Origin of the sequence: Pseudomonas sp. B5(2017) (genome assembly GCF_002112825.1) — a bacterium.
GTDB lineage: Bacteria > Pseudomonadota > Gammaproteobacteria > Pseudomonadales > Pseudomonadaceae > Aquipseudomonas > Aquipseudomonas putida_Z.
On record NZ_NEIR01000001.1, the window covers coordinates 505825 to 532648 of the forward strand.

The 26824-nt window shown below is 63.5% G+C and carries 28 protein-coding genes; 16 read left to right on the forward strand and 12 right to left on the reverse strand.

The window, feature by feature from the left end:
• Positions 1-6 precede the first annotated feature (6 nt).
• From pqqD to CAG00_RS02370, 9 genes are all read left to right on the forward strand, one after another.
• On the forward strand, positions 7-279 hold the full coding sequence (gene pqqD / locus CAG00_RS02330) for a pyrroloquinoline quinone biosynthesis peptide chaperone PqqD (protein ID WP_025339551.1): 273 nt from the start codon (positions 7-9) through the stop codon (positions 277-279).
• A gap of 89 nt (positions 280-368) precedes the next feature.
• Complete coding sequence (ercA, locus tag CAG00_RS02335) at positions 369-1532, forward strand: alcohol dehydrogenase-like regulatory protein ErcA (protein ID WP_025339550.1); 1164 nt, start codon at positions 369-371, stop codon at positions 1530-1532.
• A complete protein-coding gene (locus tag CAG00_RS02340; RefSeq protein ID WP_085663377.1) occupies positions 1516-3243 on the forward strand; it encodes a NahK/ErcS family hybrid sensor histidine kinase/response regulator in 1728 nt (575 codons plus the stop codon). Before ercA ends, CAG00_RS02340 begins: the two co-directional genes overlap by 17 nt.
• A 364-nt stretch (positions 3244-3607) precedes the next feature.
• Positions 3608-4228, forward strand: coding sequence for an isochorismate family cysteine hydrolase YcaC (gene ycaC, locus CAG00_RS02345; protein ID WP_046613875.1), 621 nt, complete (start codon positions 3608-3610; stop codon positions 4226-4228).
• A 272-nt stretch (positions 4229-4500) separates the two neighbouring features.
• Positions 4501-6654 carry an FUSC family protein gene (locus CAG00_RS02350; protein WP_085663378.1) on the forward strand — a complete coding sequence of 718 codons (2154 nt, stop codon included), beginning with the start codon at positions 4501-4503 and terminating at the stop codon, positions 6652-6654.
• On the forward strand, positions 6644-6850 hold the full coding sequence (locus tag CAG00_RS02355; protein ID WP_046613872.1) for a DUF1656 domain-containing protein: 207 nt from the start codon (positions 6644-6646) through the stop codon (positions 6848-6850). Before CAG00_RS02350 ends, CAG00_RS02355 begins: the two co-directional genes overlap by 11 nt.
• An 11-nt stretch (positions 6851-6861) precedes the next feature.
• Entirely contained in the window at positions 6862-7800 is a 939-nt protein-coding gene (locus CAG00_RS02360) for an HlyD family secretion protein (protein ID WP_085663452.1), read from the forward strand.
• A 22-nt stretch (positions 7801-7822) separates the two neighbouring features.
• Positions 7823-8722, forward strand: coding sequence for a LysR substrate-binding domain-containing protein (locus CAG00_RS02365; protein WP_025339543.1), 900 nt, complete (start codon positions 7823-7825; stop codon positions 8720-8722).
• A 262-nt stretch (positions 8723-8984) separates the two neighbouring features.
• Complete coding sequence (locus CAG00_RS02370) at positions 8985-10409, forward strand: OprD family outer membrane porin (protein WP_085663379.1); 1425 nt, start codon at positions 8985-8987, stop codon at positions 10407-10409.
• 328 nt (positions 10410-10737) lie between these two features.
• On the opposite strand, the gene CAG00_RS02375 is transcribed toward CAG00_RS02370, so the two are convergent.
• Positions 10738-11634, reverse strand: a complete 897-nt coding sequence (locus tag CAG00_RS02375) for a LysR family transcriptional regulator (protein ID WP_085663380.1) — start codon at positions 11632-11634, stop codon at positions 10738-10740.
• 118 nt (positions 11635-11752) lie between these two features.
• Here CAG00_RS02375 and CAG00_RS02380 point away from each other — a divergent pair, with 118 nt between their 5' ends.
• Complete coding sequence (locus tag CAG00_RS02380; protein ID WP_085663381.1) at positions 11753-12679, forward strand: transporter; 927 nt, start codon at positions 11753-11755, stop codon at positions 12677-12679.
• Between the two features lie 242 nt (positions 12680-12921).
• On the opposite strand, the gene CAG00_RS02385 is transcribed toward CAG00_RS02380, so the two are convergent.
• Positions 12922-13710, reverse strand: a complete 789-nt coding sequence (locus CAG00_RS02385) for a formate/nitrite transporter family protein (RefSeq protein WP_085663382.1) — start codon at positions 13708-13710, stop codon at positions 12922-12924.
• Between the two features lie 212 nt (positions 13711-13922).
• Positions 13923-15644: an amidohydrolase gene (locus tag CAG00_RS02390; RefSeq protein WP_085663383.1), complete on the reverse strand. Its 1722-nt coding sequence runs from the start codon at positions 15642-15644 to the stop codon at positions 13923-13925.
• A 244-nt stretch (positions 15645-15888) separates the two neighbouring features.
• Between CAG00_RS02390 and CAG00_RS02395 the strand changes: the two genes are divergently transcribed.
• From CAG00_RS02395 to CAG00_RS02410, 4 genes are all read left to right on the forward strand, one after another.
• Entirely contained in the window at positions 15889-16818 is a 930-nt protein-coding gene (locus tag CAG00_RS02395) for a LysR family transcriptional regulator (RefSeq protein WP_085663384.1), read from the forward strand.
• A 117-nt stretch (positions 16819-16935) separates the two neighbouring features.
• Positions 16936-18006: a C45 family peptidase gene (locus CAG00_RS02400; protein WP_085663385.1), complete on the forward strand. Its 1071-nt coding sequence runs from the start codon at positions 16936-16938 to the stop codon at positions 18004-18006.
• A 53-nt stretch (positions 18007-18059) separates the two neighbouring features.
• Positions 18060-19394: an MFS transporter gene (locus tag CAG00_RS02405; RefSeq protein ID WP_085663386.1), complete on the forward strand. Its 1335-nt coding sequence runs from the start codon at positions 18060-18062 to the stop codon at positions 19392-19394.
• A gap of 667 nt (positions 19395-20061) precedes the next feature.
• Complete coding sequence (locus tag CAG00_RS02410) at positions 20062-20676, forward strand: hypothetical protein (protein WP_085663387.1); 615 nt, start codon at positions 20062-20064, stop codon at positions 20674-20676.
• Positions 20677-21063: 387 nt separating this feature from the next.
• Here CAG00_RS02410 and CAG00_RS02420 read toward each other — a convergent pair whose 3' ends face one another.
• Entirely contained in the window at positions 21064-21294 is a 231-nt protein-coding gene (locus tag CAG00_RS02420) for a hypothetical protein (RefSeq protein ID WP_085663389.1), read from the reverse strand.
• Positions 21295-21586: 292 nt separating this feature from the next.
• Between CAG00_RS02420 and CAG00_RS02425 the strand changes: the two genes are divergently transcribed.
• Positions 21587-21829, forward strand: coding sequence for a hypothetical protein (locus CAG00_RS02425; RefSeq protein WP_003257678.1), 243 nt, complete (start codon positions 21587-21589; stop codon positions 21827-21829).
• Positions 21826-22620, forward strand: coding sequence for an exodeoxyribonuclease III (gene xth / locus CAG00_RS02430; RefSeq protein WP_085663390.1), 795 nt, complete (start codon positions 21826-21828; stop codon positions 22618-22620). Before CAG00_RS02425 ends, xth begins: the two co-directional genes overlap by 4 nt.
• A gap of 18 nt (positions 22621-22638) precedes the next feature.
• On the opposite strand, the gene CAG00_RS02435 is transcribed toward xth, so the two are convergent.
• The 8 genes from CAG00_RS02435 to CAG00_RS02465 all read right to left on the reverse strand — a co-directional run bounded on the left by CAG00_RS02435 (position 22639) and on the right by CAG00_RS02465 (position 26820).
• Entirely contained in the window at positions 22639-22974 is a 336-nt protein-coding gene (locus tag CAG00_RS02435; protein ID WP_256578941.1) for a hypothetical protein, read from the reverse strand.
• 107 nt (positions 22975-23081) lie between these two features.
• Positions 23082-24191 carry a mechanosensitive ion channel family protein gene (locus CAG00_RS02440; RefSeq protein ID WP_085663392.1) on the reverse strand — a complete coding sequence of 370 codons (1110 nt, stop codon included), beginning with the start codon at positions 24189-24191 and terminating at the stop codon, positions 23082-23084.
• Positions 24192-24276: 85 nt separating this feature from the next.
• The gene (locus tag CAG00_RS28765) at positions 24277-24420 is read right to left on the reverse strand and encodes a hypothetical protein (protein WP_155951623.1); all 144 of its coding nucleotides are present in this window, start codon (positions 24418-24420) and stop codon (positions 24277-24279) included.
• Between the two features lie 44 nt (positions 24421-24464).
• Positions 24465-24710, reverse strand: coding sequence for a hypothetical protein (locus CAG00_RS02445; protein ID WP_025339513.1), 246 nt, complete (start codon positions 24708-24710; stop codon positions 24465-24467).
• Entirely contained in the window at positions 24710-25174 is a 465-nt protein-coding gene (locus CAG00_RS02450; RefSeq protein WP_025339512.1) for a hemerythrin domain-containing protein, read from the reverse strand. Before CAG00_RS02450 ends, CAG00_RS02445 begins: the two co-directional genes overlap by 1 nt.
• 147 nt (positions 25175-25321) lie before the next feature.
• Positions 25322-25765, reverse strand: coding sequence for a DUF421 domain-containing protein (locus CAG00_RS02455; protein WP_025339511.1), 444 nt, complete (start codon positions 25763-25765; stop codon positions 25322-25324).
• A 9-nt stretch (positions 25766-25774) separates the two neighbouring features.
• Entirely contained in the window at positions 25775-26281 is a 507-nt protein-coding gene (locus CAG00_RS02460; protein ID WP_085663393.1) for a hypothetical protein, read from the reverse strand.
• Positions 26282-26316: 35 nt separating this feature from the next.
• A complete protein-coding gene (locus CAG00_RS02465) occupies positions 26317-26820 on the reverse strand; it encodes a CinA family protein (protein ID WP_085663394.1) in 504 nt (167 codons plus the stop codon).
• Between the last annotated feature and the right edge of the window lie 4 nt (positions 26821-26824).

Below are 26824 nucleotides of genomic sequence, written 5' to 3' on the forward strand. Positions count from 1 at the left end.
CCTGTTGTGAACCTGATCGATCGTGAACAAGCCCTGGCCTTGCGCAAGGGCTTTCGCCTGCGCTGGGAGCCGCGCCAGGCGTGCCATGTGCTGCTGTACCCCGAGGGCATCATCGAGCTCAATGCCAGTGCCGGCTGGGTGCTCGAGTTGCTGGACGGCCAGCGCAGCGTGGCGGCTGTCATCGACCGCCTGGCACAGCGCTTCCCTGGTGTGCCGGGGCTCGACGAGGACATCCTGGCGTTCCTGGAGGTGGCCCGTGCCAAGTACTGGATCGAATGAGCCGTGGTCACGCTTTGGTCTGGTTGCTTTCGCTACGGGATGCTTTACGCTGGCGGTTACCTTCCAGAACAATAAGAACAGGCTTCCCGATGAGCCAGAGTTTCAGCCCGCTTCGCAAGTTCGTTTCACCCGAGATCATCTTTGGTGCCGGCTGCCGGCACAATGTTGCCAATTACGCCAAGACCTTCGGTGCGCGCAAGGTGCTGGTGGTCAGCGACCCCGGTGTGATTGCCGCCGGTTGGGTGGCGGACGTGGAGGCCAGCCTGCAGGCCCAGGGCATCGACTACTGCCTGTACAGCGCCGTATCACCCAACCCACGGGTCGAAGAGGTGATGCTCGGTGCCGAGATCTACCGGCAGAACCACTGTGATGTGATCGTCGCGGTCGGCGGCGGCAGCCCGATGGATTGCGGCAAGGCCATCGGCATCGTGGTCGCCCACGGGCGCAGCATCCTCGAATTCGAAGGCGTGGACATGATCCGCGTGCCCAGCCCGCCGCTGATCCTGATCCCGACCACGGCCGGCACTTCGGCGGACGTGTCGCAGTTCGTGATCATTTCCAACCAGCAGGAGCGCATGAAGTTCTCCATCGTCAGCAAGGCGGTGGTGCCGGACGTGTCGCTGATCGACCCGCAAACCACCCTGAGCATGGACCCGTTCCTGTCGGCCTGCACCGGTATCGATGCGCTGGTGCATGCCATCGAAGCCTTCGTTTCCACCGGCCACGGCCCGCTGACCGACCCCCATGCGCTGGAGGCCATGCGCCTGATCAACGGCAACCTGGTGGAAATGATCGCCAACCCCACCGATATCGCCCTGCGCGAGAAGATCATGCTGGGCAGCATGCAGGCGGGGCTGGCGTTTTCCAATGCGATCCTGGGTGCGGTCCACGCCATGTCGCACAGCCTGGGCGGGTTCCTCGACCTGCCGCATGGCCTGTGCAATGCGGTGCTGGTGGAGCACGTGGTGGCGTTCAACTACAGCTCGGCACCGGAGCGTTTCAAGGTGATTGCCGAAGTGCTGGGTATCGACTGCCGCGGCCTCAACCACCGGCAGATCTGCGCGCGCCTGGTCGAGCACCTGATCGCCCTGAAGCATGCCATCGGCTTCCACGAAACCCTGGGCCTGCACGGGGTGCGCACGGCCGATATCCCGTTCCTGTCGCAACATGCGATGGATGACCCGTGCATCCTCACCAACCCGCGTGCGTCGAGCCAGCGTGATGTCGAGGTGGTCTATGGCGAGGCCCTCTGACGAGCAGCAACGGGCGCTGGCCGGGCTGCTGGGGCTGGGCGACCACTCGGCGCGCAAGAGCCATTACCCGGAGCTGGCGGCGCGCCTGGACGAGCTGGAGGCCGAACGCAACCGCTACAAGTGGCTGTTCGAAAACGCCGTGCACGGGATTTTCCAGGCCAGCCTGCAAGACGGCATGCGTGCCGCCAACCCGGCGTTGGCACGCATGCTGGGTTACGACAACCCGCAAGCGTTGCTGTTTCCGCTGACGGACCTTGCCGCCAACCTGTTTGTCGGCGGGGCCGAAGAATTGCACGCCATCACCGCGACCCTCGCCCGTGAACGCAGCCTGCACGGCTATGAAACCCGCTTGCGGCGCAAGGATGGCAGCCACCTCGATGTGCTGATGAACCTGTTGCTCAAGCCCGGCCAGGAAGGGCTGGTGGAAGGGTTTGTCGCCGACATCACCGAACGCAAGCTGGCCCAGCAGCGCCTGCAGCAACTGAATGACGAACTCGAGCAACGGGTGGCCGCCCGCACCGATGAACTGCTGGAGGCCAACCGCAATCTGCAACAGCAGATCGCCGAGCGCAAACAGATTGCCCGCGCCCTGCGCGATGCCCGCGACGCCGCGGAAACCGCCAACCGCAGCAAGGACAAGTACCTCGCTGCCGCCAGCCATGACCTGCTGCAACCGCTGAATGCCGCGCGGCTGCTGATCTCGACCTTGCGCGAAAGGCCATTGCCAGACGCGGAAAAGGTGCTGGTGGAGCGTACCCACCAGGCCCTGGAGGGTGCCGAAGACCTGCTGACCGACCTGCTGGACATTTCCCGGCTCGACCAGGCGGCGGTCAAGCCGGACGTGGCGCTGTATCGCCTCGACGAACTGTTCGGGCCACTGGTCTCGGAGTTTCGCACGGTGGCCGATGCGGCAGGCCTGAAGCTGCGCGCGCGCATTGGCGACTACGCCATCAGTACCGACCTGCGGCTGATGACGCGTATCCTGCGCAACTTTCTCAGCAACGCCTGCCGTTATACCGACGAGGGCAGGATCCTGCTGGGGGCCAGGCGCCGCGGCGATCACTTGCGCCTGGAGGTGTGGGATACCGGGCGGGGCATCGCGGCGGATCGGCTGCAGGCCATCTTCCTCGAGTTCAACCAACTGGACGTAGGCCGCGCCGCCGACCGCAAGGGCGTGGGCCTGGGGCTGGCCATCGTCGAGCGGATCGCCAAGATTCTCGGCTACCGCATCGAAGTGCGTTCGTGGCCGGGGCGTGGCTCGATGTTCAGCATCGACGTGCCGATCGGCGAAGCCATGCCGCTGCCTATCCACCAGGCCGCGCCGCAGCCGGGCGCCGGCAACCCGTTGCCGGGCCGCCGCCTGCTGGTACTGGACAACGAAGTGAGCATCCTCGAGAGCATGGGCGCGCTGCTCGGGCAGTGGGGCTGCGAAGTGGTTACCGCGACGGACCAGGCCGGGGCCTTGCTGGCCTTGCAGGGGCGGGCACCGGAATTGATCCTGGCGGACTTTCACCTGGACCACGGTGTTGTCGGCTGCGAGGTGGTCAGGCACTTGCGTGAACATTTCGGCGCCGCCATTCCCGCGGTGATCATCACTGCCGACCGCAGCGATCAGTGCCGACGCTCCTTGAACAAGCTCGGTGCGCCGTTGCTGAACAAGCCCGTCAAACCGGGGAAGTTGCGTGCGGTATTGAGCCAGTTGCTGGGCTGAAGCCTCAACCCCACGGCCTTGCGCGACAGATAACTGAATTCGCAAGCGATCCTCGTACCCTGTGGGAGCGGCTTTAGCCGCGAAGAATCCAACGCGGTGCATGGCACCGGCTGCGCCGGTGTTCGCGGCTAAAGCCGCTCCCACAGGGGCCCTGCTAATTCAATGAGTCATGTGCAGTTCTATGAGCGCAGCCTTGTGCTGCTCCTACAGGGGGGCGCGCAGTGCCAGGTGGCTGTTCCTGAAATGGGACTCTGTGTTGCGGATGTCAGCCTGTCACGGCTCTGCCTGGCTGGTTATCTTACCGGGGCGCCATTGTTTGGGCGAAGTCATACCAAACGCATCCAACCCGAGTAAGGAAAACATCATGGCCTTTCAATACAAGCGACTGGACAAGAATAACGCCGCCGTACTGCTGGTGGATCACCAGACGGGTTTGCTCTCTTTGGTAAGGGATATCGAACCCGACCGTTTCAAGAACAATGTGCTGGCCCTGTCGGACCTGGCCAAGTACTTCAAGTTGCCGACCATCCTCACCACCAGCTTCGAGAACGGCCCAAATGGCCCGCTGGTGCCCGAACTCAAGGAGCAGTTCCCTGACGCGCCGTACATCGCGCGCCCGGGCAACATCAATGCCTGGGACAACGAAGACTTCGTCAAGGCGGTCAAGGCCACCGGCAAGAAGCAGCTGATCATCGCCGGCGTGGTGACCGAGGTTTGCGTGGCCTTCCCGGCACTGTCGGCCCTGGAGGAAGGCTTCGATGTGTTCGTGGTCACCGATGCCTCCGGCACCTTCAACGAACTGACCCGTGATTCGGCCTGGCGCCGGATGGAAGCCGCCGGCGCGCAACTGATGACCTGGTTCGGCGTGGCCTGCGAGCTGCACCGCGACTGGCGCAACGACATCGAGGGCCTGGGCACGCTGTTCTCCAACCACATCCCGGACTACCGTAACCTGATGACCAGCTTCAGCAAGCTGTCGAAGTAATCCGGCCGGGGCGCCATGCGCGTGCATGGCTCCCCGATCGCTTGTGTCACACGTCAGTTTTGTGCCGCCGGTGCCTGCGCCTCGAGCAGGGCGGTACCCAACCTGTCGTCAGTTAATCTGCTTATATATCTTACGGTTGCTCGACTCGCGCACTTGAACGGTAATGTGAGTGTGCTCGCGGATGCGCAGAGACGCCTCCAGCTCATGAATCAACCCGGCCCGGAATGCCATGCGCCCATGCGCGGCTCCCTGGCCGTGTCCCGAGGTGCCGGATGGCTCCACTGATTTCCTATTTCAAGATGGCCTTGAACCCTGGCCGTGTGGTGCTGTTCTTCGCGCTGCGTACCATCGTTGCAGGCCTGTTGTGCCTCTACCTGGCGTTCATCTTCGACCTGGAACAACCGAAGTGGGCGCTGATGACCGTGATCATCATCAGCCTGCCGTTGGCCGGCATGACCCTCAAGCGCAGTTTCGCCCAGGTAGTGGGTACCGCAGCGGGGGCGGCCATGGCGGTGGTGATCATGGCCTTTTTCCCCCAGGCGCCAATGCCTTTCATCGTCTGCCTGGCCCTGTGGCTGGCGTTCTGCACGGCGGGCGGCACGCTGCTGCGCTATACCGACTCGCATGCCTTCGTCCTCAGCGGGTTTACCGCTGTGGTGGTCGCGATGCTGGCCGTGCCGGAACCGGACGGCATCCTCCTGCTGGCCATCACCCGGTTGACCGAAACCCTGCTGGCGGTGGCCTGCGTGGCCGTGGTCAGTTTGTTGAGCGCGCGCCCACAGGCAGTGGCGCAGGGCTACTTCAGCAAGGTCGATAGCCTGGTCAAGCTGATCGCCCGGCACGCCGCCGAGGTGGTGCGCAGCGAAGAGGACGAAGCCGCGCTGCACCAGCGGCAGGCGCAATTGATCAGCGAGATCAGTGCGCTGGAAGGCCTGCGCCGTCATCTCTATTTCGATGCGCCGCACCTGCGCAACGCCGATGGGCTGGTGCAGCTGCTGGCCAACCAACTGGTGCTGCTGGTGTCGCGCCTGCTGGTACTGCGCCAACAGCGGCAGTTGATCAAGCAGCACTGGCAAGGGCCGTTGCCAGAAGAAATCCAGCTGTTGCGCCAGGACGAGCTGGACAACCTGGAGGCACTGGCCCGTGACGGCGTGAAGTTGTCGGCGCAGCGCCGCGAAGCGATCCACCACCTGTACCAGCGCTTCGACGCCGCCGCTGACCGGGTCGAGTTTCTCGACGAGCCCTTGCCCCCGCGCATGCGCTCGCTGGCCTGGGCCCTGCGCTGGGAGCAGGCGCGCCTGCTGCAGCAGCTGAACGAACTGATCGAGCTCAACGAGGCGATCCAGCAGGGCAGGGGCGCCAGTTGCCCCCATGCCCAAGGGCAGGCCAGCGCGCTGCATCTGGACTTCCGCCTGGCCGGCATGAACGCCGTGCGGGCGTTCCTGGCGTTGTTTCTCGCCGGTTGGTTGTGGATCGAAACGGCCTGGGACGGCGCGCGTTCCGGGGTGATCCTGATCGGTGTCATGTGCTCGCTGATGGCGACGCTGCCGCGGCCGTTGCTGGCCAGCCAGAACTACAACCGCGGCCTGCTAGTCGCGCTGCTGTTGTCCGCCGTGTACCAGTTTGCCCTGCTGCCGATGTTCACCGATTTCGAAATGCTTGCCGTGTGCCTGGTGCCGTTGCTGTACCTGGCGGCCGTCGGCCTGGCCAGCCCCATGACCGCCGGCATCGGCATGGGCATCGGGTTGATCAGCCTGTTGATGATCGGGCCGCAGAATGTCGGCGCCTACCACAACAGTGCCATGCAGTGGTTCGAGTTTGCTGGTGGCTATGCGGCGGCTGGCGGGCTGGCGATGGTGGTGTTCGCCCTGGTGTTCCCGTTCAACCCGCAAAAGCGCATGGCCCGGCTGTTCCGCCAGACCCGCGAGGATGTGCATGAGTACGTGACGGCACCTGCCAGCGTGGCGCGTCAGTTCGATTTCGAGAGCCGCATGCTGGACCGCCTGTCGGCGATGATCGGCCTGTTGCCCGCCGCCACTGATACGCGCTCCCGGGAGTTGTTCGATTGCAGCCTGGTGTGCCCGGCGCTGGCCATTGCGCTGGGCCAGGCGCATGCCCAGTGCGTCAACCTCACGGTGTTGCCTGAAGGCACGAAGGCGCGTTTGCGCCTAGGGTTGCAGGAGATGGCGGATCTGATCGGTGCACGCCGGCGGGTGGATGTCGACGGGCTGTTGCGCGAGCTGGCCGAGCTTGCCGAAACCCTGGATGCGCTGCACCAGGCACACGCCGAGGCGGGCCGCGAGACGCTGCGGCAGTTGTTCATCCTGCGGGTCGCGCTATCGGTTGCCGGCCAGTTGCTGCAGCGCTATCGACCGGTGCTGGCAGCGCAGACGTTGCCTGAGGAGGAGGGCGCCTATGCCCGTTGATTTCGAGTTTGGCGGGGTCTACCTGCCGCCGATTGCCCAGGCGTTGTTGCTGGGGTTGCCGTTGTTCCTGGTGCTGGACGCCCTGTTGCGGCGCAGTGGCGTGCTGGCGCGTGTGTGGCACCCGGCGCTGTTGCAGGGCGCCTTGTATGCCGCGATCTGCGCGGCGCTGGTGTTGTCGATGGGAGTGAGTGCCTGAATATGCCTGTGTTGAAACCTGTTCTTGCCAAAGCCGTGACCCTGGCGGTGCTGGCGCTTGCGGTGATGCTGGGCTGGTTTGCCTGGGACTACTACACCCGTGCGCCCTGGACCCGTGATGCCCGTGTGCGGGCCGATGTGGTGACCCTGTCGGCCGAGGTGGCAGGGCGCATCATCGAGCTGCCGGTGCAGGACAACCAGTTCGTCAGGCAGGGCGACCTGCTGCTGCAGATCGACCCGGCGCGCTACGAGCTGGCCGTGCTGCATGCTGTGCGAGCCGTCGAAGTCGCGCGTGCGGCGCTGGGCCAGTCGCAGGCCGCCATCGTCGCCAACGAGGCGCAGCTCAAGCAGCGGCGCAGCGAAGAGCAACGCCGACGCAAGCTGCAATCGATGTCGGCAATCTCTGCCGAAGAATGGGAAAAGGCCGGCACCGACGTGGCCGTGGCCCAGGCCGACCTGCTGCGCGAACAGTCCAACCTCGGCCTGGCACAGGCCAACGTGCAACTCGCCGAGGCCACGCTGCAGCAGGCCCGGCTCGACCTCGAACGCACCCGGGTCAGCGCCCCGGTCAGCGGTTACGTGACCAACCTGCTGACCCGCCAGGGCGACTATGCCCAGCCGGGCATGCCGCTGCTGGCGCTGGTCGACAGTTCGTCGTTCCACGTCAGTGGCTATTTCGAGGAAACCAAGTTGCCGAAAATCAAGGTGGGCAGCCGTGCGCGCATCGCCCTGATGAGTGGCGAGGTGCTGGATGGCACGGTAGAGAGCATCGCCTATGCCATTACCGACCGCGAGAACCAGCCGGGCAACCGCCTGCTGGCCAACGTCAACCCAAGCTACACCTGGGTCAAGCTTGCCCAGCGGATCCCGGTACGGCTGCGCCTGGAGCGCAGTGCCGATGCGCCACCCTTGCGTGCGGGTACCACTGCCACCGTGACCATTCTCGAATAGCTGGGGGTGGGCGATGAGCATGATGTTCGATTTGAATGAGCTGTACCTGTATACCAAGGTGGTCGAGTGTGGCGGTTTCGCATCGGCCGGGCGCGCGCTCGGCCTGCCCAAGTCGCGGCTGAGCCGGCGAGTCGCCAATCTGGAGGACCGCCTGGGGGTGCGCCTGATCCAGCGCTCCACCCGGCAGTTCGCGGTCACCGAAGTGGGGCTGGAGTACTACCATCACTGTATGTCGATGGTCGATCGGGCATTTGCTGCCGAGGACGCTATCCAGCGCAGCCGCGCCGTGCCCAGCGGCATTGTCCGGCTGGCCTGCAGCACCTCGCTGCTGGATGCACGCCTGGCGCCGATGCTTGGGCAGTTCATGGTGCAATGCCCGGCGGTGGAGTTGCTGGTGAAGAGCTACAACCGGCGGGTCGATGTGATCGGCGAGGGCTTCGACCTGGTCCTGAGCGTGCGCCATCAACCGCTGGAAAGCAGCGAGCTGGTGATGCGCAAACTGGCGCAGAGCCGCCAGTGCCTGGTGGCTTCGCCCGGCTTGCTGGCGCAGTACGACCGCCCTCTGCAGCCTGCCGACCTGTTTGAACTGCCCAGCCTTGGCTGGGGGGCGAATGTTCAGGAGTACGTCTGGGACCTGGACGGCCCCGAAGGCGGGGTGGCGTCCATTCGCTTCCGCCCACGGTTGGTCTCCGACGATATCGCGGTGCTGTACCAGGGCGCGCTCGCGGGCGTGGGCGTGGTGCTGCTGCCAGCGGATATGGTGAAGGATGACCTGGCCGCCGGGCGTTTGCTGAACGTGCTGGAGAGCTGGGTACCCAGGATGGGCGAGGTAATCGCCCTGTTTCCTTCGCGGCGGGGGCTGACGCCAGCGGTGCGGGAGTTGATCGACTTTCTTGCGGTGGCGTTCGAGCGGTCGGCGTAGCGCCTTTGACGGAGTGGCAGCGTTCACCAGGCAGAACGCTGCGGCGCATTTCATCACCTACCGTCCGTTGCGTCGTGCACCTATCATTCAAGCTTTGCAGCCTGTGCAGCAGGGTGGCCACAGGCAATCGTCAATCGGGAGTTTCAATGTCAGAGCGGCGCAGCGTTGCGCCTGCCGGCTGCCGGCTGCCGGCTGCCGGTTAGAGGAGCAGCACATGAGTACATGCGCCAACTATCCCTTGGCGGGCATGAGGTGCACGGCGATGGCGACCCTCGACGCGAATCGGCGCCTGCTGCTTTGCCCGTTGGGGCTCGGCCTGGTGCTTGCGGCGCCTGCCCAGGCCGACAACGCCCTGGGCCAGAAGGACAACATCTTCACCGGTGTCAATGACCGGCAGGCCGTGGAACTGGGCATCCCGCCCGGTCTGGTCGAAGGCGCGCGCCTGGATGCGCTGGTGAGGAACTACTATTTCCAGCGCGATAACCACTCTGACCTGGTACCCCGCGACCCGACCGAATGGGCCCAGGGTTTTCTGTTTTCGTTCCGCTCGGGCTTCACCGATACGCCTGTCGGGTTGGGCGTGGATGCGCACGCCTTCCTCGGCATCAAGCTCGATGGCGGCGGTGGAAGTGGCGGCGCTGGCTTGCTCCCGCTGGACTCATCGCTCAAGCCGGGTGACACGTTTTCCAGTGCCGGCGCGGCGCTCAAGCTGAGGTACCTCGACACGTTAGTGAAGGCCGGCGACCAATTGGTCGAGAACCCGGTGGTGGCGAGCGGCACAAGCCGCCTGTTCCCGCAGACGTATCGTGGCGTCACCCTGAAGAACCATGGCATCGACGACCTGTGGCTGGATGCCGGGTTCGCGGAATCTACCCGGCTGCGCAACCAGAGCGGCCACTCCCACCTGGTCACCGCCTATGGCGCGCGCAACAGCGCGGGTGTGGCGGCGGACCGCGAAAGCCCTCATATCGGCTGGCTTGGCGCGGTGTATGGCCGGCCGCAAGGGCTGCAGCTGACCGTTTATGGCGGCCAGCTGGAAGACATCTGGAATCAGTATTACCTGGGGGTTTCGCAGGTGTTTCGGGTCAATGATGCGCTACTGCTCAAACCCTACCTGCACTATTTCAAGACCCGGGACCAAGGGCGCAGCCAGCTGGGTGACATCGATAACGACACCTACAGCGCCGGTATCTCCGCGACAGCCTATGGCCAGACCCTGACCCTGGGCTTGCAGAAGGTCGACGGCCGAACGCCGTTCGACTACATCACGCAGAACGACCGTGTCTTCCTTTACCTGAGCAACTCCCAGCAATTTGCCGATTTCAACGGCCCCGGTGAAAAGTCCTGGCGCCTGCAGTACGAAACCAGCCTGGCGCCGCTGGGGGCGCCTGCGCTGCAGTTCATCGCGGCCTACACCCGGGGCGAGGCCGACCTCACCCGGGTCGACCCAGCAAGCGTCGGTTATGGCTATATCTACAACCCGGACGGCAAGCACGCCAAGCACTGGGAACGTGACCTTGCCCTCAAGTACCAGGTGCCAGCCGGCCCGGCGAAGGACCTGTCGTTGACCCTGCGCTGGGCAACGCACCGCGAGGGTGATGGCTATACCGCGCCCGGCAATACCCGCGGCAACTCCAGTGCCGATGAGTACCGCCTGATCGTCGATTACCCGATCAGCCTGTTCTGATTGCGTGATGTGCGTTGGCCACGACGCACAGGCCCGCTGAAGGGATGATGCTTGGTCATGCAAGCCAGCTCTCCTAGAACTGCACATAACTCGTTGAATTAGCAGGGCCCCTGTGGGAGCGGCTTTAGCCGCGAACACCGGCGTAGCCGGTGCCATGCACCGCGTTGGATTCTTCGCGGCTAAAGCCGCTCCCACAGGGTGACGCGGACTGCTTGCGAATTCAGTTCTCTACGCGACAGCGCAGCCGTACTTGTGGGAGCGGGCGTGCCCGCGAAGGGCCGCAAGGCGGCCCCGGCCTGACATCGGCCAGGCGCCGGCATAGCGCCGGTCATTCCCAGATATGTTCGGCCAGAAAGTCGATCAGGCTGCGCACTGAGGGCAACAGGCCGCGGCGGGAAGGGAACACCGCATGGACGATGCCGCAGCGCGGTTCCCATTGCGGGTTGAGCTCCACCAAGCGGCCGTTATCCAGGTCCTGGTCAACCACCATGAACGGCAATTGCACGATGCCTACACCGTCAAGCGCCGCCTGCCGCAGTGCGCTCATGTCATCGGTGATGTAGCGCGGCGTGTGGCGGATTTCGGCATGCGCGCCGTCGGGCCCTTCAAGTTGCCAGATGTGGTCCCTGGGTGGCCCCCAATCCAGGCTCGGCTGCTCACCCAGGTGCTCTGGTTCGACGGGCAGCTGCAGCGCCAGCCGCTCCACCAGCGAGGGGCTCGCGACCAGCCGCTGTGGGCTCCTGGCCAGTGTGCGCATGACCAGGTCGCTGTCCTCCAGCGGCGGGAAGCGCACCCGCAGCGCCAGGTCGAGGCCTTCGCCCAATACATCCACACGGCGGTTGGTGGGTTCCAGGTGCACCTTCACTTTCGGGTTTTCGGCCATGAATCGACTGACCAGCCCGCCAACCCGGTAATGCAGCAGGGTTGTCGGGCAGCTCATGCGGACGGTGCCCTGGGGCTCGGCGCGGGTGCGTTCGACCACCCATCGGGCCGCTTCCGCTTCCACCAGCATGGCCCTGCAATGCTGGAAGAACTCCTGGCCCGTCTCGGTCACCGAAAAGTGTCGGGTGGAACGCTGGAGCAGGCGTACGCCCAGGCGCTCCTCCAGCTGCAGGACGCGCCGGCTGAGTGTTGATTTCGGAATGTTCAGTGCCCGCCCGGCCGGCGCGAAACCGCCGTGCTCGACGACTTGGGCGAAGTAATACAGGTCGTTCAGGTCTTCCATGTTCGATCGTTCACCAGATGGAACTCTGTGACCAATCTATCAGCTCTATCGCATGCAGGGTGAGAGCACTAACGTTTCCAGATTGGCGTTGAAACATGAATGCCCACAGGAGACCTGGATGAGGCCTTACAGAAAGTCCGCTGCACTGTTGTCGCTGGCGACGGCACTGGGCAGCGCAGAAGTCGTGGCCGATGCTGTCAGCCTGCCGCCGTTGCCGCTGGGCAACACCAGCTTCCTGGATGGCGTCGTACGGCCAGGCATGCTGTTCGAACTGCCGATCCAGCACTATCGCGCCCAGGACGCCACGGACAGCCACGGCAGTGCGGTGCCGGGGCGTCAGAAAGTGCACAGCACCACGGTGCTGCCGCACCTGGCCTACATCACCGAGCACAAGCTGCTGGGCGCCAACTACGGTATGGAAGTGCTGTTGCCGCTGGTGCACCTGGAAGTCGATATCGACAACGGCCCGGACGGTTCACGCACGCGCCAGGGCGACCTGATCTTCAGCCCGTTGCTCCTGCAATGGGCGCCGGTGCAGCTGTTCGGGCGCCCGTACTGGCAGCGTTTGAACCTGGTGATCACCGCGCCCACCGGGGATTACGACCGTGATGCCAGCATCAACGTCGGCAGCAACCTGTGGGTGGTCAGCCCGCATTACGCCTTTACCTGGGAGCTGACCGACCGGCTCGAGGTCAGTGGGCGCCTTCATTACGCCTGGTCGAGCCGCAACGAAGACCCTGCCAGGCGATTGCAGGCCGACGACATCCAGCCCGGCGAGGCGGTGCACAGCAACTTCTCGGTGTCTTACGCAATCTCCAATGCCTGGCGGGTGGGCCTTGCCGGTTATCACCTGGGGCAGATATCGGCCGACCGGATCGACGGCCACCGGCAGTCAGCGTCCAAGGAGCGCGTGCTGGCCCTGGGGCCTGGCGTGATGTACAGCAGAGGCAAGCAGGCGTTCTACGCCAACTTCTATGTCGAGCAAGGTGCAAGGAACCGGTCCGAGGGCAATCAGCTGACGTTGCGCTACCTGTTGCCCTTCTAGATCGGCACTGGTACGCCCGAATGAAAACCTGTGGGGGGGGGAAGCCCGCGAAGGGCCGCAAAGCGGCCCCAATTGCCTAAACGACCGGCATTAGGCTACAGCCCGACTGCGTCAGCAACGGTAGGCGATACGCGCAGCTTGCAGAACCGCGCCTGGCGCAAGGCTTGCGCTGTACCTGTGGGAGCGGCTTCAGCCGCGAACACCGGCCAAGCCGGTGCCAGACACCGCGGTTGCGCAATGCCTCACTGCACCTCGCACGCTTCCTGCGAAGGCACACCGTAGGACACGTAGTACGCCAACCCCACGAAGATCGCCCCACCCACCGCATTCCCCAGGAACACGGCCACCAGGTTCTCCGCCAACTGCCCCCAGCTCAAGTACCCGGCAAAGATCGCTGCCGGAATCAGGAACATGTTGGCAACCACGTGCTGGAAACCGATGGCGACGAACGCCATGATCGGGAACCAGATGCCGAGAATCTTGCCGCTCATTTCACGGCTGGCATACGACAGCCACACTGCCAGGCACACCAGCCAGTTGCAGCCGATTCCGGACACGAAGGCGTGGAGGAAGTCGGCGTTGGTCTTGCTGGTCGCAGCCGCCAACATCTTGTTCAGGTAGGCCCCCTCGGTCAGGCCCAGCAGGTGACCGAAGCACCCGGCAACGAACAGTGCACCGAACAGGTTGGCGACGGTCACCAGCAGCCAGTTGCGCGCCACGGCGCCTGGGCCGATACGCCGGGCGAACATCGCCAAGGGCAGGCTCATCATGTTGCCGGTGAGCAGTTCGCCACCGGCCAGGATCACCAGGATCAGGCCGATGGGAAATACCGCGGCGCCCAGCAGTGTGCCGAACGAGGCCCACTGTACCGGGATCATGGTGCTGACGTGGATAGCCAGGAGAAACCCCAGCGAAATGAATGCACCTGCGAGAAACCCCAGGACCAGTGTCGCATGGGTGGATAGATGGGCTTTTTTGACGCCGCTCTCGATGACGAGCTCGGTGATACGGGTGGGGCTATTGACGGACATTTCGCAAACTCGAACACAGTGACGGCGACGCAACTGGCAGGCACGCCGTGGTGGGGCTTGATCAGTACGGGTAGGCTGCGCAGCTGGCGCAAAGGTGTAACGCGCACCTTTGGGCCAGCTGCGAAGAGGGCGGCAAGCTACATGAGGCAATTTGACGCGGTCAAATCGATGGAATGGATGAGCTGATAGACCGCGTCGATGAGGCCCGCAGGTCAGCGCGCGTAGATCAGCTTCCCGGCAAACCAGGTCTGCAGCACTTGGGTATCGCGCAGCGTTTCGGCATCGACGTCGAGCACGTCGCGGTCAACCACGATCATGTCGGCTTGCTTGCCAACCTTGAGCGAACCGATCTGCTGCTCCAGGCGCATGGTGCGGGCGGCGTTGAGTGTATAGGCCTGGAACATCACCTGGCGGTCGATGGCTTCAGCAGCGTTGAGCACACCTTTGGGCCCCTTGCGGCTGATGGCTTGGTAGATCGCCTGCCAAGGGTCCGGGGTGGTGATCGGCCAGTCGCTGGCGCCGGCAAGGGTGGCGCCATGCTTGAGCAGCGAACGGGCCGGGAAGGTGTGCATGAAGGCCATGGCGTTCACGTACGGCTTGACCAGCTCCATGTTCGATTGGTCGGCGCTGGCCCAGTACAGCTGCATTGCTGCAATCACGTCGAGCTGCTTGAAGCGGGCGTATTCCGTGGGGTTGACCATCTGCAAGTGGGTGATGGAATGGGGGATGCCGCTGTGGCGATCACGCCGTGCCTGCTCGATGCCGTTGAGCGCCTCGCGCACGGCGCGGTCGCCGATGGCATGCACGTGCACCAGCCAGCCACGGGCGTCGGCGGCACTGACCAGCTCGCCAAAGTGCTTCGGGTCCAGCAGCAGTTCGCCGTGCTTGCCAGAGTTGCTGTAGGGCTCGAGCATCGCCGCCGTTTGCGCTGGCGCTTCGGCAACGCCGTCGGCAAACACCTTGATGCCTGGCAGGGTGAGGTTGTGCACGCCGAGAAATTGCCGGCGTACCTTGTCCAGTTCGTCCAGGTCGGCGGGGCGTGCCCTGGAATCGGCCATCAGCAGGGCGGCGACGTGGGCGGTCAGCTCGCCGCGCGCGGAGAGGTCCTTGTACACCGGCAGCACGCCCAGCGAATGGTTGTTCACATCGGCCCCCGGCAGCTCGTTGGCCAGCGGGTCCATCCAGCCGGTGATGCCCAGTTGCTTGTAGTGGTCAAGGGCCATGCGCCCTGCGCTCAGCAGGGTGGCATGGGGCAGCGCGGGCAGCAGGTCGGTCACCGGGTAGTAGCTGGCATCGGCGAGGAAACCGTTTGGGGTTCCGTCCGGGTGTTGGCCGATGGTGTTGCGTGCCTCGGCAGGCAGGGCAGCGATGGTGTCGGCATCGATTGCGGCGCGCTTGAGCATGGCCTGGTTGGCCCAGCCGGTGTGCATGTCGTTGGCGGCGAACAGGATCGGTTGCTCGGCCCATTCGCCGTGGTTGAACCGCTGTTCCAGCGCCGGAATGTCATTCCAGTAGGTGCCCGGTACACCACCGACGACAAGGAACTCGCCGCGCACGGCCTTGCCGTCGCTGCGCCACTGGCGCAGGCGCCGTTCCAGTTCGTCCAGGGCAACCTGCTCGCCGGCGAGGTCGGCCAGCACCAGTTGCAGGCCACCCTTTATGGCATGCGAGTGGGCGTCGAGCATGCCCGGCATCAGCACCTTGCCACCCAGGTCGATGACCCGGGTGCCTTCGGCCCTAAGGCGTAGCACGGCCTGGTCGGAACCTACCGCGACGATTTTCTCGCCCTCGACAGCCACGGCCTGCTGCAAGGGCTGGCCGGGCTCGGCGGTGTAGACCTTGGCGTTGTGCAGGATCAGGTCCACTGCCGCGAAACCCGGCATGCAGGTGCAGGCCAGGCCGGCGCTGATTGCCATCTTCAGGAGCTGCTTCATGCTGTGCCTCGTTCTTGTCGTGATGGCGCCGCAGCCTAGCCAGGGGGCCAGGGCGGATAAAGGCGAGGGCAGGCACAACTTTTTTCGTGATGAGGAAAGAATCCCGAGCCCGTATTTGCCAGGCTGCAAGCAGCGGACCTTGCCGTGCCTATTCAAATCGCCGGCATTTGCGGGTTTGATAGGAGGGGCAGATACTCGCCACCCTCGCATCACTCCCACCGTTTGTGCCGAACAGGAAGAAACCATGGACAAGATGATGGCCCTGACCATCTTCGTCGCTGCCGCCGAGCACGGCAGCTTCAGCCGTGCGGCCGAGCAACTGGGCAAGACGCCGTCTGCCATCACCAAGGCTGTTGCGCACCTGGAGAGCGAACTGGGCGTGCGCCTGTTCGAACGCACCACCCGGCGCATGGCGCTGACCGAGGCCGGTACCTTGTACCTGGAAGGCGCGCGCCAGGCGTTGATGCACCTGCAACGGGTGACCGAGGAAGTGGAGCAGTTGCAGCACGCGCTGCGCGGTACCCTGCGCATTACCGCGCCACCGTCGTTCGGCCCCGCGTTTCTCAACCAGGTGTGTTGCCGCTTCATGCGCGAGCACCCGCAGGTGCGCCTGGAGGTCAACCTCAACGATGCCAACGAAGATCTGATCGATGGCGGCTACGACCTGTCGCTGCGCGACGGCCCCACCGATCAGCCGGAGCTGATCGCCCAGCCGCTGATCGAGAACCGCGTGATCCTTTGCGCCAGCCCTGCCTACCTGGCCCAAAAAGGCGAGGCGATCACTCTGGAGAACTATGCCCAACACGACTGGCTGCTGTTGCGCCACCCGCTGCTCAACCGCAGCTTCTGGTGGATCGAACACGGCGGCCAGACGCTGCGTGTGCGTCAGCCCACCCCTCGACTGGTGAGCGACAACTTCGACTTCCTGCTGGCCTGCCTGCTCGATGGGCAGGGCTTGCAGTTCGTACCCACCTGGTGTGCCGCCCCCTACCTGGCCAACGGGCAGCTGGTGGAGGTGATGCCCGACTACTGGCGGGCGCTGAGCGCGTTCGGCCCGTGGGTGCACGTGCTGTATCTGCCGCACCGGCGCAATACCCGCAAGGTGCAGGCGTTCATTGCCTTGCTGCATGAGCACCTGCACGGGCAGGGCGCGCAGGCGCTGGCACGGAGCTGAGTTTTTCCATCGGGGCACAAAAGTTGTGCGGGTTGTGGCGATGATCGATTGGGGGAGGCCTCGTTAGGCTAGCGGTGCTTGCCTGACCACCGCGGCCTGTACCAGGAGTTCCCCGCCTTGAAGATCCACACCCATGTCAGCGACATCCGCAACCCCCTCGAGCGTGGCCACCAGATTGGCGCGCGCTTCGCCGAGCAGATCCGTACCACCACTGCACTGTACCTGGGCTTTTTCTCGCGGGTTGGCGTGCCCTTGAGTGAGGCGCAGCGCATCGGCGAAAACAGCTTGGCAGCCCTGGAAGCCTGGGGCCCGGGCCTGGCCGCTGAAGTGGCCGGCATGGCCAGCGGTGCCGAGCTGCCGCTGTGGCAGCTGGCGAGCCTGAACGCCCGCACTGAAGTACTGGCGGCCCGAACCCGCCACAGCGAATGCTCCACCACCGTGCATGCACCCCGTGGCGCACGTGCGCCGCGGACCCTGCAGACCTGGGATTGGCATGACAGCCTGTGCCCCCATGGCCTGATGCTGGCGCTGCACACCGAGCGCGGCATGAACGTCAAGCTGTTCTGCGAGTTCGGCATGCTCGCCAAGCTTGGTGTGAACAGCGCGGGCCTCGGCCTGCACTTCAATATCCTCCACCACACCAGTGACAACGACAGTGGTGGTGTGCCGGTGCACGCCATCGCCCGGCGTCTGCTGGAGGAGGCCAGCAGTGTCGAGGAGGCCATCGAGCTTGCTCGTTCGGCGCGGGTCAGTGCCTCCACCGTGCTGACAGTGTTCTCCCGCCAGGACCGCAGCCCGCGCGCGGCCAGCATCGAATTGAGCCCCGCGCGCACCGCCTTGGTCCTGCCACGGGAAGACGGCTGGCTGCTGCACACCAATCACTTCCTCGACCCAGAGCTGGGCCTGGGCGAGCAGGTCGCCGACCGTGCCGATACCCAATGCCGCCTGGGCCACCTCGAGCAGGTGGTCGGTCAGATGACCAGCGCTGACCTGCGTGCCCGGGCCGAGGCCATGTGCGGCGCCGAGGGCGACAGGGCGCCGATCTGCTTCCACCCGGACATGGCCATGCCCGATACCGAGCGCTGGGAAACCTTGCTCAGCGTCGGCATCGACACCGAACGCTGTGCCCTGCAGTACGTGGCCGGCACGCCTGTGCAACTGGCCAAGGCCGGCTTCGACACTTTCTGAGCCAACCCGGTGCCGCCAGCTCAAGGCGACGCCGCTGAACGAGAACAACAACAATGCATGCGCAACATTCCCGCCCTGCGTCATCCCGTTCCGCCTTGCGAACCTTCTGCGTCTCCGGACTGGGGACGGCGCTGGAGTTCTATGACTTCATCATCTACGGCACCGCCGCCGCACTGGTGTTTCCCCAGGTGTTCTTCCCGCAGATGGACCACTTGACAGCCACGTTGGTGGCCTTCAGTGCTTTCGGTGCGGGCTTTCTTGCCCGACCGTTGGGTGGCCTGGTGTTCGGCCACTTCGGTGACCGCATCGGCCGGCAGAAGGTACTGGTTGCCACCTTGCTGTTGATGGGCATGAGCACCTTCCTCATCGGCTGCCTGCCCGGCCATGCCAGCGTCGGTGTGGCCGCGCCGATCCTGCTGGTGCTGCTGCGCCTGGTCCAGGGCTTTGCGGCTGGCGGGGAGTGGGGTGGTGCCGCGCTGTTCGGCATCGAGGCTGCGCCACCGGGGCGACGCGGGCTGTGGGGTAGCTTCACAAGCATGGGGATTGGCGTGGGTGGCATCCTCGGGGCTGGGGTGTTCGCCATCGTCAGCGCGGCGTTTGACGACAACCTGGTCGATTTCGCCTGGCGCATCCCGTTCTGGCTGGGCGGTACCTTGGTGCTGATCGGCCTGTACGCGCGCCTGAGGGCACCGGCAGCGGCCACCACGCCCGTGACCAAACCTGAACATGCACCGTTGGCCGCGGCCCTGCGCCAACGTCCGCGGCAGCTGTTGCTGTGCACCGGGATCGCCTTCGGTTACTGCACCATCGCCTACATCGGCAGCACCTTCTTCCTGACTTACGCCACACAGGTGGGCTTTGGCAGCACCGAGGCGTTGATGTTCGACCTGGCGATGTCGGTCGCCATCGTGCTGTCTGCGCCGTTGTTCGGCTACCTGTCGGACCGTTTGGGGCGGCGCACGGTGATGTGCTTCGGCGCAGTGGCAATGGCCGTGGGGCTGTTCGTGTTCTTTTCCCTGGTGGGCATGAAGAGTTTCGCCATCGCCTTGTGCGGCTACAGCCTGACCGGCCTGTTGATGGGCGCGACCCAAGGGCCTATTCCGGCCTTCCTCGGCGAGCAGTTCCCGCGCAGCATGCGCTACTCGGGTATCTCGGCCAGCTACCAGATTGGCGCCGCGCTGGGCGGCGGCACCGCATCGAGCATCGCCACGGCAATCCTGATCCTCACCAACCATGACCCGTTGGGCGTGGCGCTGTATGGCGCGGGGGCACTTGCACTGGTTGCGGTGTGTTCGCTGATGCTGCGCGAGACATCGCGGTTGAGCATGGCGCAGATCGATGAGGAGGTGCCGGGGCGCGTGGCGTCTGCGGCATTGGGCAGTCATTGAGGGTATTTGCGCTGCCTGCCATCACCCAGGACAAATTTGAGGGTGTTGGCAGGCTGAAGGCGACAGACGGGCTGCTGGCAGTGCGAGGCGATCGGAATGGGTCTGGTCTTGGCCTGACTGATGGCACTTCAGCCACGGCCACCTGCAAAACGAGATCTGCGAAACTGCGGAATAGAGCATTCAAAGTCACTTGCGAAGTTTGGATCCAGTTGTCGATAAAACTTTCCACTCGGTCAAATTACAACAACTTAGCAAACTAACTAACTTGACTTAGTGTACCGCCTGTCGGTCGTTTTGCTCGAGAAATGAACGATTTGGGCGACGCTGACTCCTATTTGCCAGCAGGTGCCTTCAATGTGATTGCACCTCGCGCCTTTCCCCCAGAACTTATGGACGTTCAACCTCATCGGCATCGCAGGGATGCTCATGGGGCTTTTTTTTTCCTGAATAGTGGAGCAATGCCATGCCCAACCGAGGCTCTTCGGGTGAGCCACCGTGTGTATTGAATAATGATCTGCTTTTTCATTTAACGATTCGAATTTGGCTTTGCCGCTGCGATTAAATCGTTCGCACGCCTATTGCAAGGTCATCTAGCGCTAACGCATTACGTGGAGAAAACGTCGTGGAGATTAATACAATTATTAGCCTGTTCGGGCAGAAAGAATCCATGGAGCTGGTGCGGTTGTCGGTGATTTACGTTCATTTACTGGCCTGTTGCATTGCCATTGGCCTGGTATTCGCCAGTGACGCCGAGATGGTCAGGAACTTGTTGAAAGGTCATAAAGAGGCCGGGCATGACAGTAAGCATATGACGAGCTTGCAGAAGTCCGTGGCCAATGCCCTGATATTCTTGTGGCTCTCGGGCGCCGCAGTGATTGGAATTGACTACCTCGATAAAGGTATGAACTATTTTGCCAATCCGAAACTTCAAGCGAAGGTCATTATTGTCATGTTGCTGACCTTCAATGGCATGCTGTTGCATCGTTATGTATTGCCTGCCCTGCTCAAAGCGGGCAACTTGCTGGACCTTAATTTTGGCGTGCGGATGTTCGCACTGTTCTCCGGCGCACTGTCGGGTGTGTCCTGGTTGTATGCGGCGATGCTGGGCGTTGGCCGGCCACTGGCCTGGAAATACTCGCTGACCGAGTTGCTGCTGGCTTATCCGGTACTGATCCTGCTTGGCTTTGCCATGATGGCTGCCCTGACCCAGTGGGCACGCAAACGCAGCCAGGCCGAACCGGTTCCGGCGCCTGTCTGGCGACTGGCTGGCATTCCTACCTGATTGCCTGAGTAACGCTTCAATTACGCCGCGAACCGGGAAACCTGGTTCGCGGCGAGCTCGTTTCATGCGCAGCGTCCGGGCGGTTCGGCTGGCGGTTGGTAAAGGCCCGAAGTGATGTGTCGCCTGATCCGGCCTCTTCGCGGGTGCGCCCGCTCCCACAAGGTCCCGCGCAGTTCTGTGGGATATCGCCCAGTCCTTTGGGCTGCGCTGTCGCGTAGAGAACTGAATCCGCAAACAGTGCGCGTATCCTGTGGGAGCGGCTTTAGCCGCGAAGAATCCAACGCGGTGCATGGCACCGGCTGCGCCGGTGTTCGCGGCTAAAGCCGCTCCCACAGAGTCCCCGTTGATTCAATGAGTTATGTGCTGTTCTCCCCATCCGCTGACGGCTCAGGCGCGAACCAATAGAAATATCGCCGGTAGCAGTTGCCCGCCGTCAGGCGGCAGGCCGCCTGCATTGGTTTTTTGCGCTCGTTGCAGCGTGGTGGCGATGGTGATTTCCGTTCGCGACTCGATACTCCGCGCCACACCTCCCACCGAGCCTTCACCGAAGCCTAGCAGCGAGCAGCCGTTGTTGATGAGCACGAAGAAAACGATCACCCAGAATGGGCCGCAGTTCATGGTGCAAGCCCCAGGGCGTCGATGGCTGCGCAAGAAACGATGGAAACGCTATCGCCAAGGTCCGCTGCATCAGCGCCTTGTCTCATTGAGTTGAAAATGGGGGAGGCCATGTACCCGCTCCAGATGTTGCTTGTGGAGCTAATGGTGACGGCGCGGTGATTCAATGAAAAACGATGCTCAGTGATCCAGGATATCGATCCGCTTGATCATTGAACGTAGCGATCAGCGTCGGATTTGAACGTCGCTGCATGGTTGAGGCTCTTAATGCAAAGGACACCGTGAGGGCTCCCTTATGAGCATTGAACGCAGCATCCCTGAGCTCGAGGCCTGGTACGCCCAGTACGACGACATCAGTTACCGCCGTGAGTCGCCGGATGCCTACCACCATGAACTGCTGCGCACCGCCGAGGCGCTGCGTGACGATGGCGCCATCGATTGGGACGACTGGCTGGCACTCAAGGCATTGGCCGATGACGCTCATGTGCGTGCTCTGGAAGATGCCGTGCAGGCCCACGTCAGCGACCCCGACGCATGAAAGCGCTGAAGATTGCCACGTTCAACATCAACGGCATTCGTAGCCGGCTGCCGGCACTGCTGGCCTGGCTGGAGCGGGAAAAGCCCGACATCGCCTGCCTGCAGGAACTCAAGGCGGCGGATCAGCAGTTTCCTCGCCAGGCGCTCGAAGCGGCGGGTTATGGTTGCCTCTACCAAGGGCAGCCTTCGTGGAATGGCGTGGCCATTCTGGCGCGGGGCAGCGAACCGCTGGAAGTACGTCGTGGCCTGCCTGGCATGGAGGACGACAACCAGAGCCGCTACCTCGAGGCAGCCGTGCAGGGAGTGCTGGTGGCATGCCTGTATCTGCCGAACGGCAACCCGCAACCGGGGCCGAAATTCGATTACAAGCTCCGCTGGTTCGAAAGCCTGATCGCCCATGTGAAAGGGCTGCATGACAGTGGTCATCCCGCGGTGCTGGCGGGTGATTTCAATGTGGTGCCTACCGACATGGATATCTACAACACGCGCTCCTGGATGAAGGACGCGCTGCTGCAGCCCGAATCACGTGCGTGCTACCAGAAACTGCTGAATCAAGGCTGGGTCGATGCCATTCGTCATCTGTATCCGGACGAACGCATCTATACCTTTTGGGATTATTTCCGCAACCACTGGGCCCGCAACGCCGGGTTGCGTATCGACCACCTGCTGCTCAACCCCGAGCTCGCGCCTTACCTGAAGCGGGCTGGTGTCGATGCCTGGGTGCGTAACGAACCCAAGGCCAGCGACCATACACCAGTCTGGATCGAGCTGAGCACGCGTCGTCGGCCGTAGGGCAGTTCGAGCGAACCTTCAACTACCGGAACTACCGCTGGAGCCCGAACCACCGGAGCCTCCGGTCCCGTTGCCGCGTTCCGATCCATTGCTGTCACTACCCGATCGGTCGGTAGTGCCATCGCCACCGGTATTGTCAGTATCATTGCTATCGGTGCCGCCAGAGCCCGTCCCCATGGCATCCGCAGGCGTGCCGGAGCCGGTCGCTCCGCCTTGGCCGTTCATGTGCCCACTGTCATGCGGCTGCGTGCCAGGAGCACGCTGATCGTTCATGTCGGTGGCTGCCAGCACCACAGGTGCGCTGACCCCCAGGTACAGCGCGAGCAGTAACGAATGAGGCTTCGTGATCTTCATGGCGATACTCCGTTGCGGGTTGGTCACCTTCTGTTCGGCCTGCATTACCCACGGCCGTGCCGTGAAAGCGACGGAATGCTTGGAGCGCGGACATGCACGGGGGCGGGTTACCCCACGTGAATACTTTGAGGCCCGCGCTTCGATTCCTCTGGCAAGGCCGTGACCTTGATCGCGCGTACCGGTACGGCGAATTTTGCACCCACCTTCGAGAAGCGCTCGAGCAGGTGGAAATTGATCGCTTGCTGGATGTCCATGTACAGGTTGTAGCCGGGGTCCTTGACGATATACACGCACTCGAATTCCAGCGCCTCCTTGCCGAAGCCGCGCAGGTGGGCACGGTCGAAGCGCACCTGCTGCTGTGCCTTGATCGCTTCCTCGACAATGGCGGGTGCTTTCTTCACGGCCTCGGTTGGCGTGTCGTAGGACAGGCCGAACTCGAATACGATCCGTCGTTCCTGCAGGCGCTTGTAGTTCTGGATGGTGCTGCTGATCATGCTGGCGTTGGCCATGACGATCTGCTCGCCGCCCAGGCTGCGGATGCGTGTGGTCTTCAGCCCCACGTGCTCCACCGTGCCGGCCAGCGGGCCGATGACGATGAAGTCGCCCACTTCGAACGGCTTGTCGACGGCGATGGATAGCGAGGCGAACAGGTCGCCGAGGATGTTCTGCACGGCCAGTGCAACGGCGATACCGCCTACCCCCAGGCTGGCGACGAAGGCGGTGATGTTCACGCCCAGGTTGGACAGCATCGCCAGCAGCACCACTGACCACAACAGCACCCGCGCGCCCCATGCCGACAGCGTGGCCAGCGCGCTGCCCTGGTTCAAGCCGTCGGTGCGATGCCGGGCGAAGTAGCGACTCAGGCCCAGGCCGATGGCGCGGTTGGCCCACAGCCCGATCTGCAATGCCGCGACCACGAACCACAGGCTCCCGACCCGGGTCAGCCAGCGCTCGGGCAGGTCGAGCATGCTCAGGCCCACCAGCAGCGAGGCAAGGAACAGCAGAAAATTGCTGGTCCCGGCGAGCACCTTGGCCAGCACCTGGCTGAGCGCGCCGTCACGCTCGGACCAGCGCCTGACCCGATGCAGCATGAAACTGATGGCCGCCCGCGCCACGAGGAATGTCAACAGCGCTACCGTCAGTGCCAGCAAAAAATTGAGAACGGAAACTCCGAACAGTGTGGTATCGGTGAACAAGGCGATGATGCGATCACTCATGAGACACTTGCCTCCTTGCGCAGGATTGGTGACTGGGGGAGCGGCATTGCCGGCGAAGCAGGCAACGCCACTCGTCAGGTGAGCCTCAGCCGTCGGACTGCTCCTCTGGTGGCACCTGGCCTTCGGGCCAGTCGGGCGCTTGCTGCTCCTGTTCCTGTTCAGGCACAGGCTCGCCTGGGTTGTGGGGTACTTCGTCCACGTACGGGTCGGGTGTATTGGGTTCGATCATGGTCTGGCTCCTCGCCGTTGGGCTTTCAGGCATGGGCCGGGCTTTCAGCCCGACTCCACGGCAGTGTTTTTCTTCCAGCCCCGCAGGTTCATGGCGCACAGGCAGCCTTGGAGGAGGATCAGCGCCCAGGCTTGCGCCTGCCACCCCCAGGCGGCCCACAGCACGTTGCTTGCAATGAAGCAGCAGAAACCCAGCTTGCGCCGGCCTGGGCGCCGTGAGCCGATGCACCAGGCGGCAAGTACCGTCAGGACCATGGCGGGCCATTCAAGAAAGTCGATCCAGGCCTCCATCACGCGGCACGCTGTTCGCCCTTGAGCAGTTTCTTCTGCGCTTCCATGGCCTGGCCGAGCTCATCGAGTTCCTGCTTGCCCAGCAGCTTGCGGGCGGTCGGGAACAGCTCGCTTTCTTCCTCCTCGATATGGTGTTCCAACAGTTCCTTCATCACCTTGACCCGCCCGGCGAACTCGACGGTACCGGTCTCGGTTTGCAGCAGGTCCGGCAACACCAGCGAGTCGACGGTGCGGTGCTCTTCCTTGGCTTCGTAATACATCTTCGCTTCTTCCTTGCCGCCGGCCTGCTTGATGGCCGGGTACAGGAGCTCTTCTTCCAGGGCGGTGTGGATGCTTACTTCCTGCTTGATGCGTTCGAGCAACTCGGCGCGCTTCTTCACTGCGCGCTCAGTGGTGGAGGACAGTTCCTCCAGCAGCTTCTTCACCAGCTCATGGTCCTGGATCAACAAATCGATAGCGTTCATGCAACACCTCTTAGGGGCTGGAAAAATCACGATTGCCTTCGATGGAGTAGGGCCCGCGCGCCAAGGTTCAAAGAGGATGATCAACGTACTGGTTTCGCGAAGGCTGCACCCGCAAGAAACCACGCAGGTTGCACCGGTGCGGCAGGGTCACTCCTGTGGGATGATCGAGATCTTGCCGTTGCGCTCGACGATGGCGAACTTGATCTGCCCGACGCTTTCGATGCCCTGGCTGTCCCGCGCCGATTCGAGAATGTCGTCTTCGGTCAGCCGCGCCCGCCGCATTCGGTGGTGGAGAAAGCGCCCATGGTCCACGACCAGTGTCGCGTGGCCGTCGACCAGCCGGGCCAGGCGCCTGGAGTTGAGCTTGGCCAGCGAAAGGCCGACATCCAGGACGATCAGTGTGGCGATCACCAGCATGGCGTTGGTGAACGAGAAGTCCTCGCCGAGCAATGCCTGCTGGGTTGCTTCGCCGATGATCAGCAGCAGGACGAAGTCGAAGGTGGTCAAGTCTGCCAGCGAGCGCCTGCCAGCCACGCGAAACAGCAGCATCAGCGCGATGTACATGCCTGTCGCACGGAGAATGGAGTCCATGTCGCGCTCCTACGGGTAGAGAAAGGTCGAGAAATGCACTGCGCTGCCCGGGCCGGCGCTGACAACACCTTCGAGCGTGCCGACGTGTTCGCTGCGCAGGGTCAGGTAGAGGGTGGCGATACCCTCTTTGCTGGTGCCAAGCTGGAGCAGAAGCGACCTGCCATGGGAAAGCGATACTTGCGGCTCTGGCTGCAGCGTTTCGATGCTGGCTTCGCGTAGCAGGGTCCCCCCGAGCAACAACATCACAGGCTCCCCGGCAGTACCGCGAACCGTGATGAGCAGGTTGTCGGTGGTGCCGCTGCGGCTGAGGCGCTGATACTCCACATGCACCCGGCCGTCCTCACTCATGAGCTGGGCGTCACTGAGCGGACCGTTGCCGAACAACCCGGCCAGGCCCAGCAGCACGACCAGCACCAGCGCGTACCATCCTACCCGTTCGAAACGCCAGACCCGCTGCTGCATTCGCATGTCTTCTTCGACGGGGTGGTGCCTTGAAGCCAGCTCGTCTTCGTCCATGCTCGTAGCCCCTCTTGTAGCCCCTCACGTAGTCCTCAGGCGCGCTCGCCGCGCAGCCAGCGTTGGTGGTAATGGGCCAGGTGCGACAACCCGTAAAGCGCGCCTTGGCGGATTACCTCCGCGCGCTCGCCAAAAAAGCGCTGGCTGCGAGTGAACACGGCCAAGGGCTCGCCGGCAAAGGCCCAGGCAAAGCACACCGTGCCCGGGGCGATGGCACCCTGCGGATCCGGCCCGGCAACACCCGTGCTGGCGATGGCGACGGTGGCGTCGCTGTCTTTCAAAGCGCCGAGCGCCATCTCCCAGGCTACCGCCTCGCTGGTCAGGCCGTAGCGCTCGATAGTCTGCGGGCTGACGCCGAGCAGACGTTTCTTGGCACTGGGCGAGTACACCACGTAGCCGCTTTCCAGTACCTCACCGGTCCCCGGCACTGCTGCCAGCAGCGCAACCATGGCACCGGCCGTGCAGGATTCTGCCGTGGTCAGTACCAGCTTGTGGGCCTTGAGGTAATCAAGGGCCTCGAGTACGGGGTCGGTCGTCATGGAT

Coding starts and splice junctions, on each gene's coding strand:
- CAG00_RS02375 (WP_085663380.1), bottom strand. CDS start 11,634: ATGGAAGACCTGAACGACCTGTATTACTTCGCCCAAGTCGTCGAGCAC.
- CAG00_RS02355 (WP_046613872.1), top strand. CDS start 6,644: ATGCCCGTTGATTTCGAGTTTGGCGGGGTCTACCTGCCGCCGATTGCC.
- CAG00_RS28765 (WP_155951623.1), bottom strand. CDS start 24,420: ATGATCGAACCCAATACACCCGACCCGTACGTGGACGAAGTACCCCAC.
- CAG00_RS02420 (WP_085663389.1), bottom strand. CDS start 21,294: ATGAACTGCGGCCCATTCTGGGTGATCGTTTTCTTCGTGCTCATCAAC.
- CAG00_RS02465 (WP_085663394.1), bottom strand. CDS start 26,820: ATGACGACCGACCCCGTACTCGAGGCCCTTGATTACCTCAAGGCCCAC.
- CAG00_RS02455 (WP_025339511.1), bottom strand. CDS start 25,765: ATGGACTCCATTCTCCGTGCGACAGGCATGTACATCGCGCTGATGCTG.
- ercA (WP_025339550.1), top strand. CDS start 369: ATGAGCCAGAGTTTCAGCCCGCTTCGCAAGTTCGTTTCACCCGAGATC.
- CAG00_RS02440 (WP_085663392.1), bottom strand. CDS start 24,191: ATGAGTGATCGCATCATCGCCTTGTTCACCGATACCACACTGTTCGGA.
- CAG00_RS02385 (WP_085663382.1), bottom strand. CDS start 13,710: ATGTCCGTCAATAGCCCCACCCGTATCACCGAGCTCGTCATCGAGAGC.
- CAG00_RS02340 (WP_085663377.1), top strand. CDS start 1,516: ATGGCGAGGCCCTCTGACGAGCAGCAACGGGCGCTGGCCGGGCTGCTG.
- CAG00_RS02395 (WP_085663384.1), top strand. CDS start 15,889: ATGGACAAGATGATGGCCCTGACCATCTTCGTCGCTGCCGCCGAGCAC.
- CAG00_RS02425 (WP_003257678.1), top strand. CDS start 21,587: ATGAGCATTGAACGCAGCATCCCTGAGCTCGAGGCCTGGTACGCCCAG.
- CAG00_RS02370 (WP_085663379.1), top strand. CDS start 8,985: ATGGCGACCCTCGACGCGAATCGGCGCCTGCTGCTTTGCCCGTTGGGG.
- CAG00_RS02405 (WP_085663386.1), top strand. CDS start 18,060: ATGCATGCGCAACATTCCCGCCCTGCGTCATCCCGTTCCGCCTTGCGA.
- CAG00_RS02450 (WP_025339512.1), bottom strand. CDS start 25,174: ATGAACGCTATCGATTTGTTGATCCAGGACCATGAGCTGGTGAAGAAG.
- CAG00_RS02445 (WP_025339513.1), bottom strand. CDS start 24,710: ATGGAGGCCTGGATCGACTTTCTTGAATGGCCCGCCATGGTCCTGACG.
- CAG00_RS02390 (WP_085663383.1), bottom strand. CDS start 15,644: ATGAAGCAGCTCCTGAAGATGGCAATCAGCGCCGGCCTGGCCTGCACC.
- CAG00_RS02365 (WP_025339543.1), top strand. CDS start 7,823: ATGTTCGATTTGAATGAGCTGTACCTGTATACCAAGGTGGTCGAGTGT.
- CAG00_RS02460 (WP_085663393.1), bottom strand. CDS start 26,281: ATGGACGAAGACGAGCTGGCTTCAAGGCACCACCCCGTCGAAGAAGAC.
- ycaC (WP_046613875.1), top strand. CDS start 3,608: ATGGCCTTTCAATACAAGCGACTGGACAAGAATAACGCCGCCGTACTG.
- xth (WP_085663390.1), top strand. CDS start 21,826: ATGAAAGCGCTGAAGATTGCCACGTTCAACATCAACGGCATTCGTAGC.
- CAG00_RS02380 (WP_085663381.1), top strand. CDS start 11,753: ATGAGGCCTTACAGAAAGTCCGCTGCACTGTTGTCGCTGGCGACGGCA.
- CAG00_RS02410 (WP_085663387.1), top strand. CDS start 20,062: ATGGAGCTGGTGCGGTTGTCGGTGATTTACGTTCATTTACTGGCCTGT.
- CAG00_RS02350 (WP_085663378.1), top strand. CDS start 4,501: ATGGCTCCACTGATTTCCTATTTCAAGATGGCCTTGAACCCTGGCCGT.
- CAG00_RS02435 (WP_256578941.1), bottom strand. CDS start 22,974: ATGAAGATCACGAAGCCTCATTCGTTACTGCTCGCGCTGTACCTGGGG.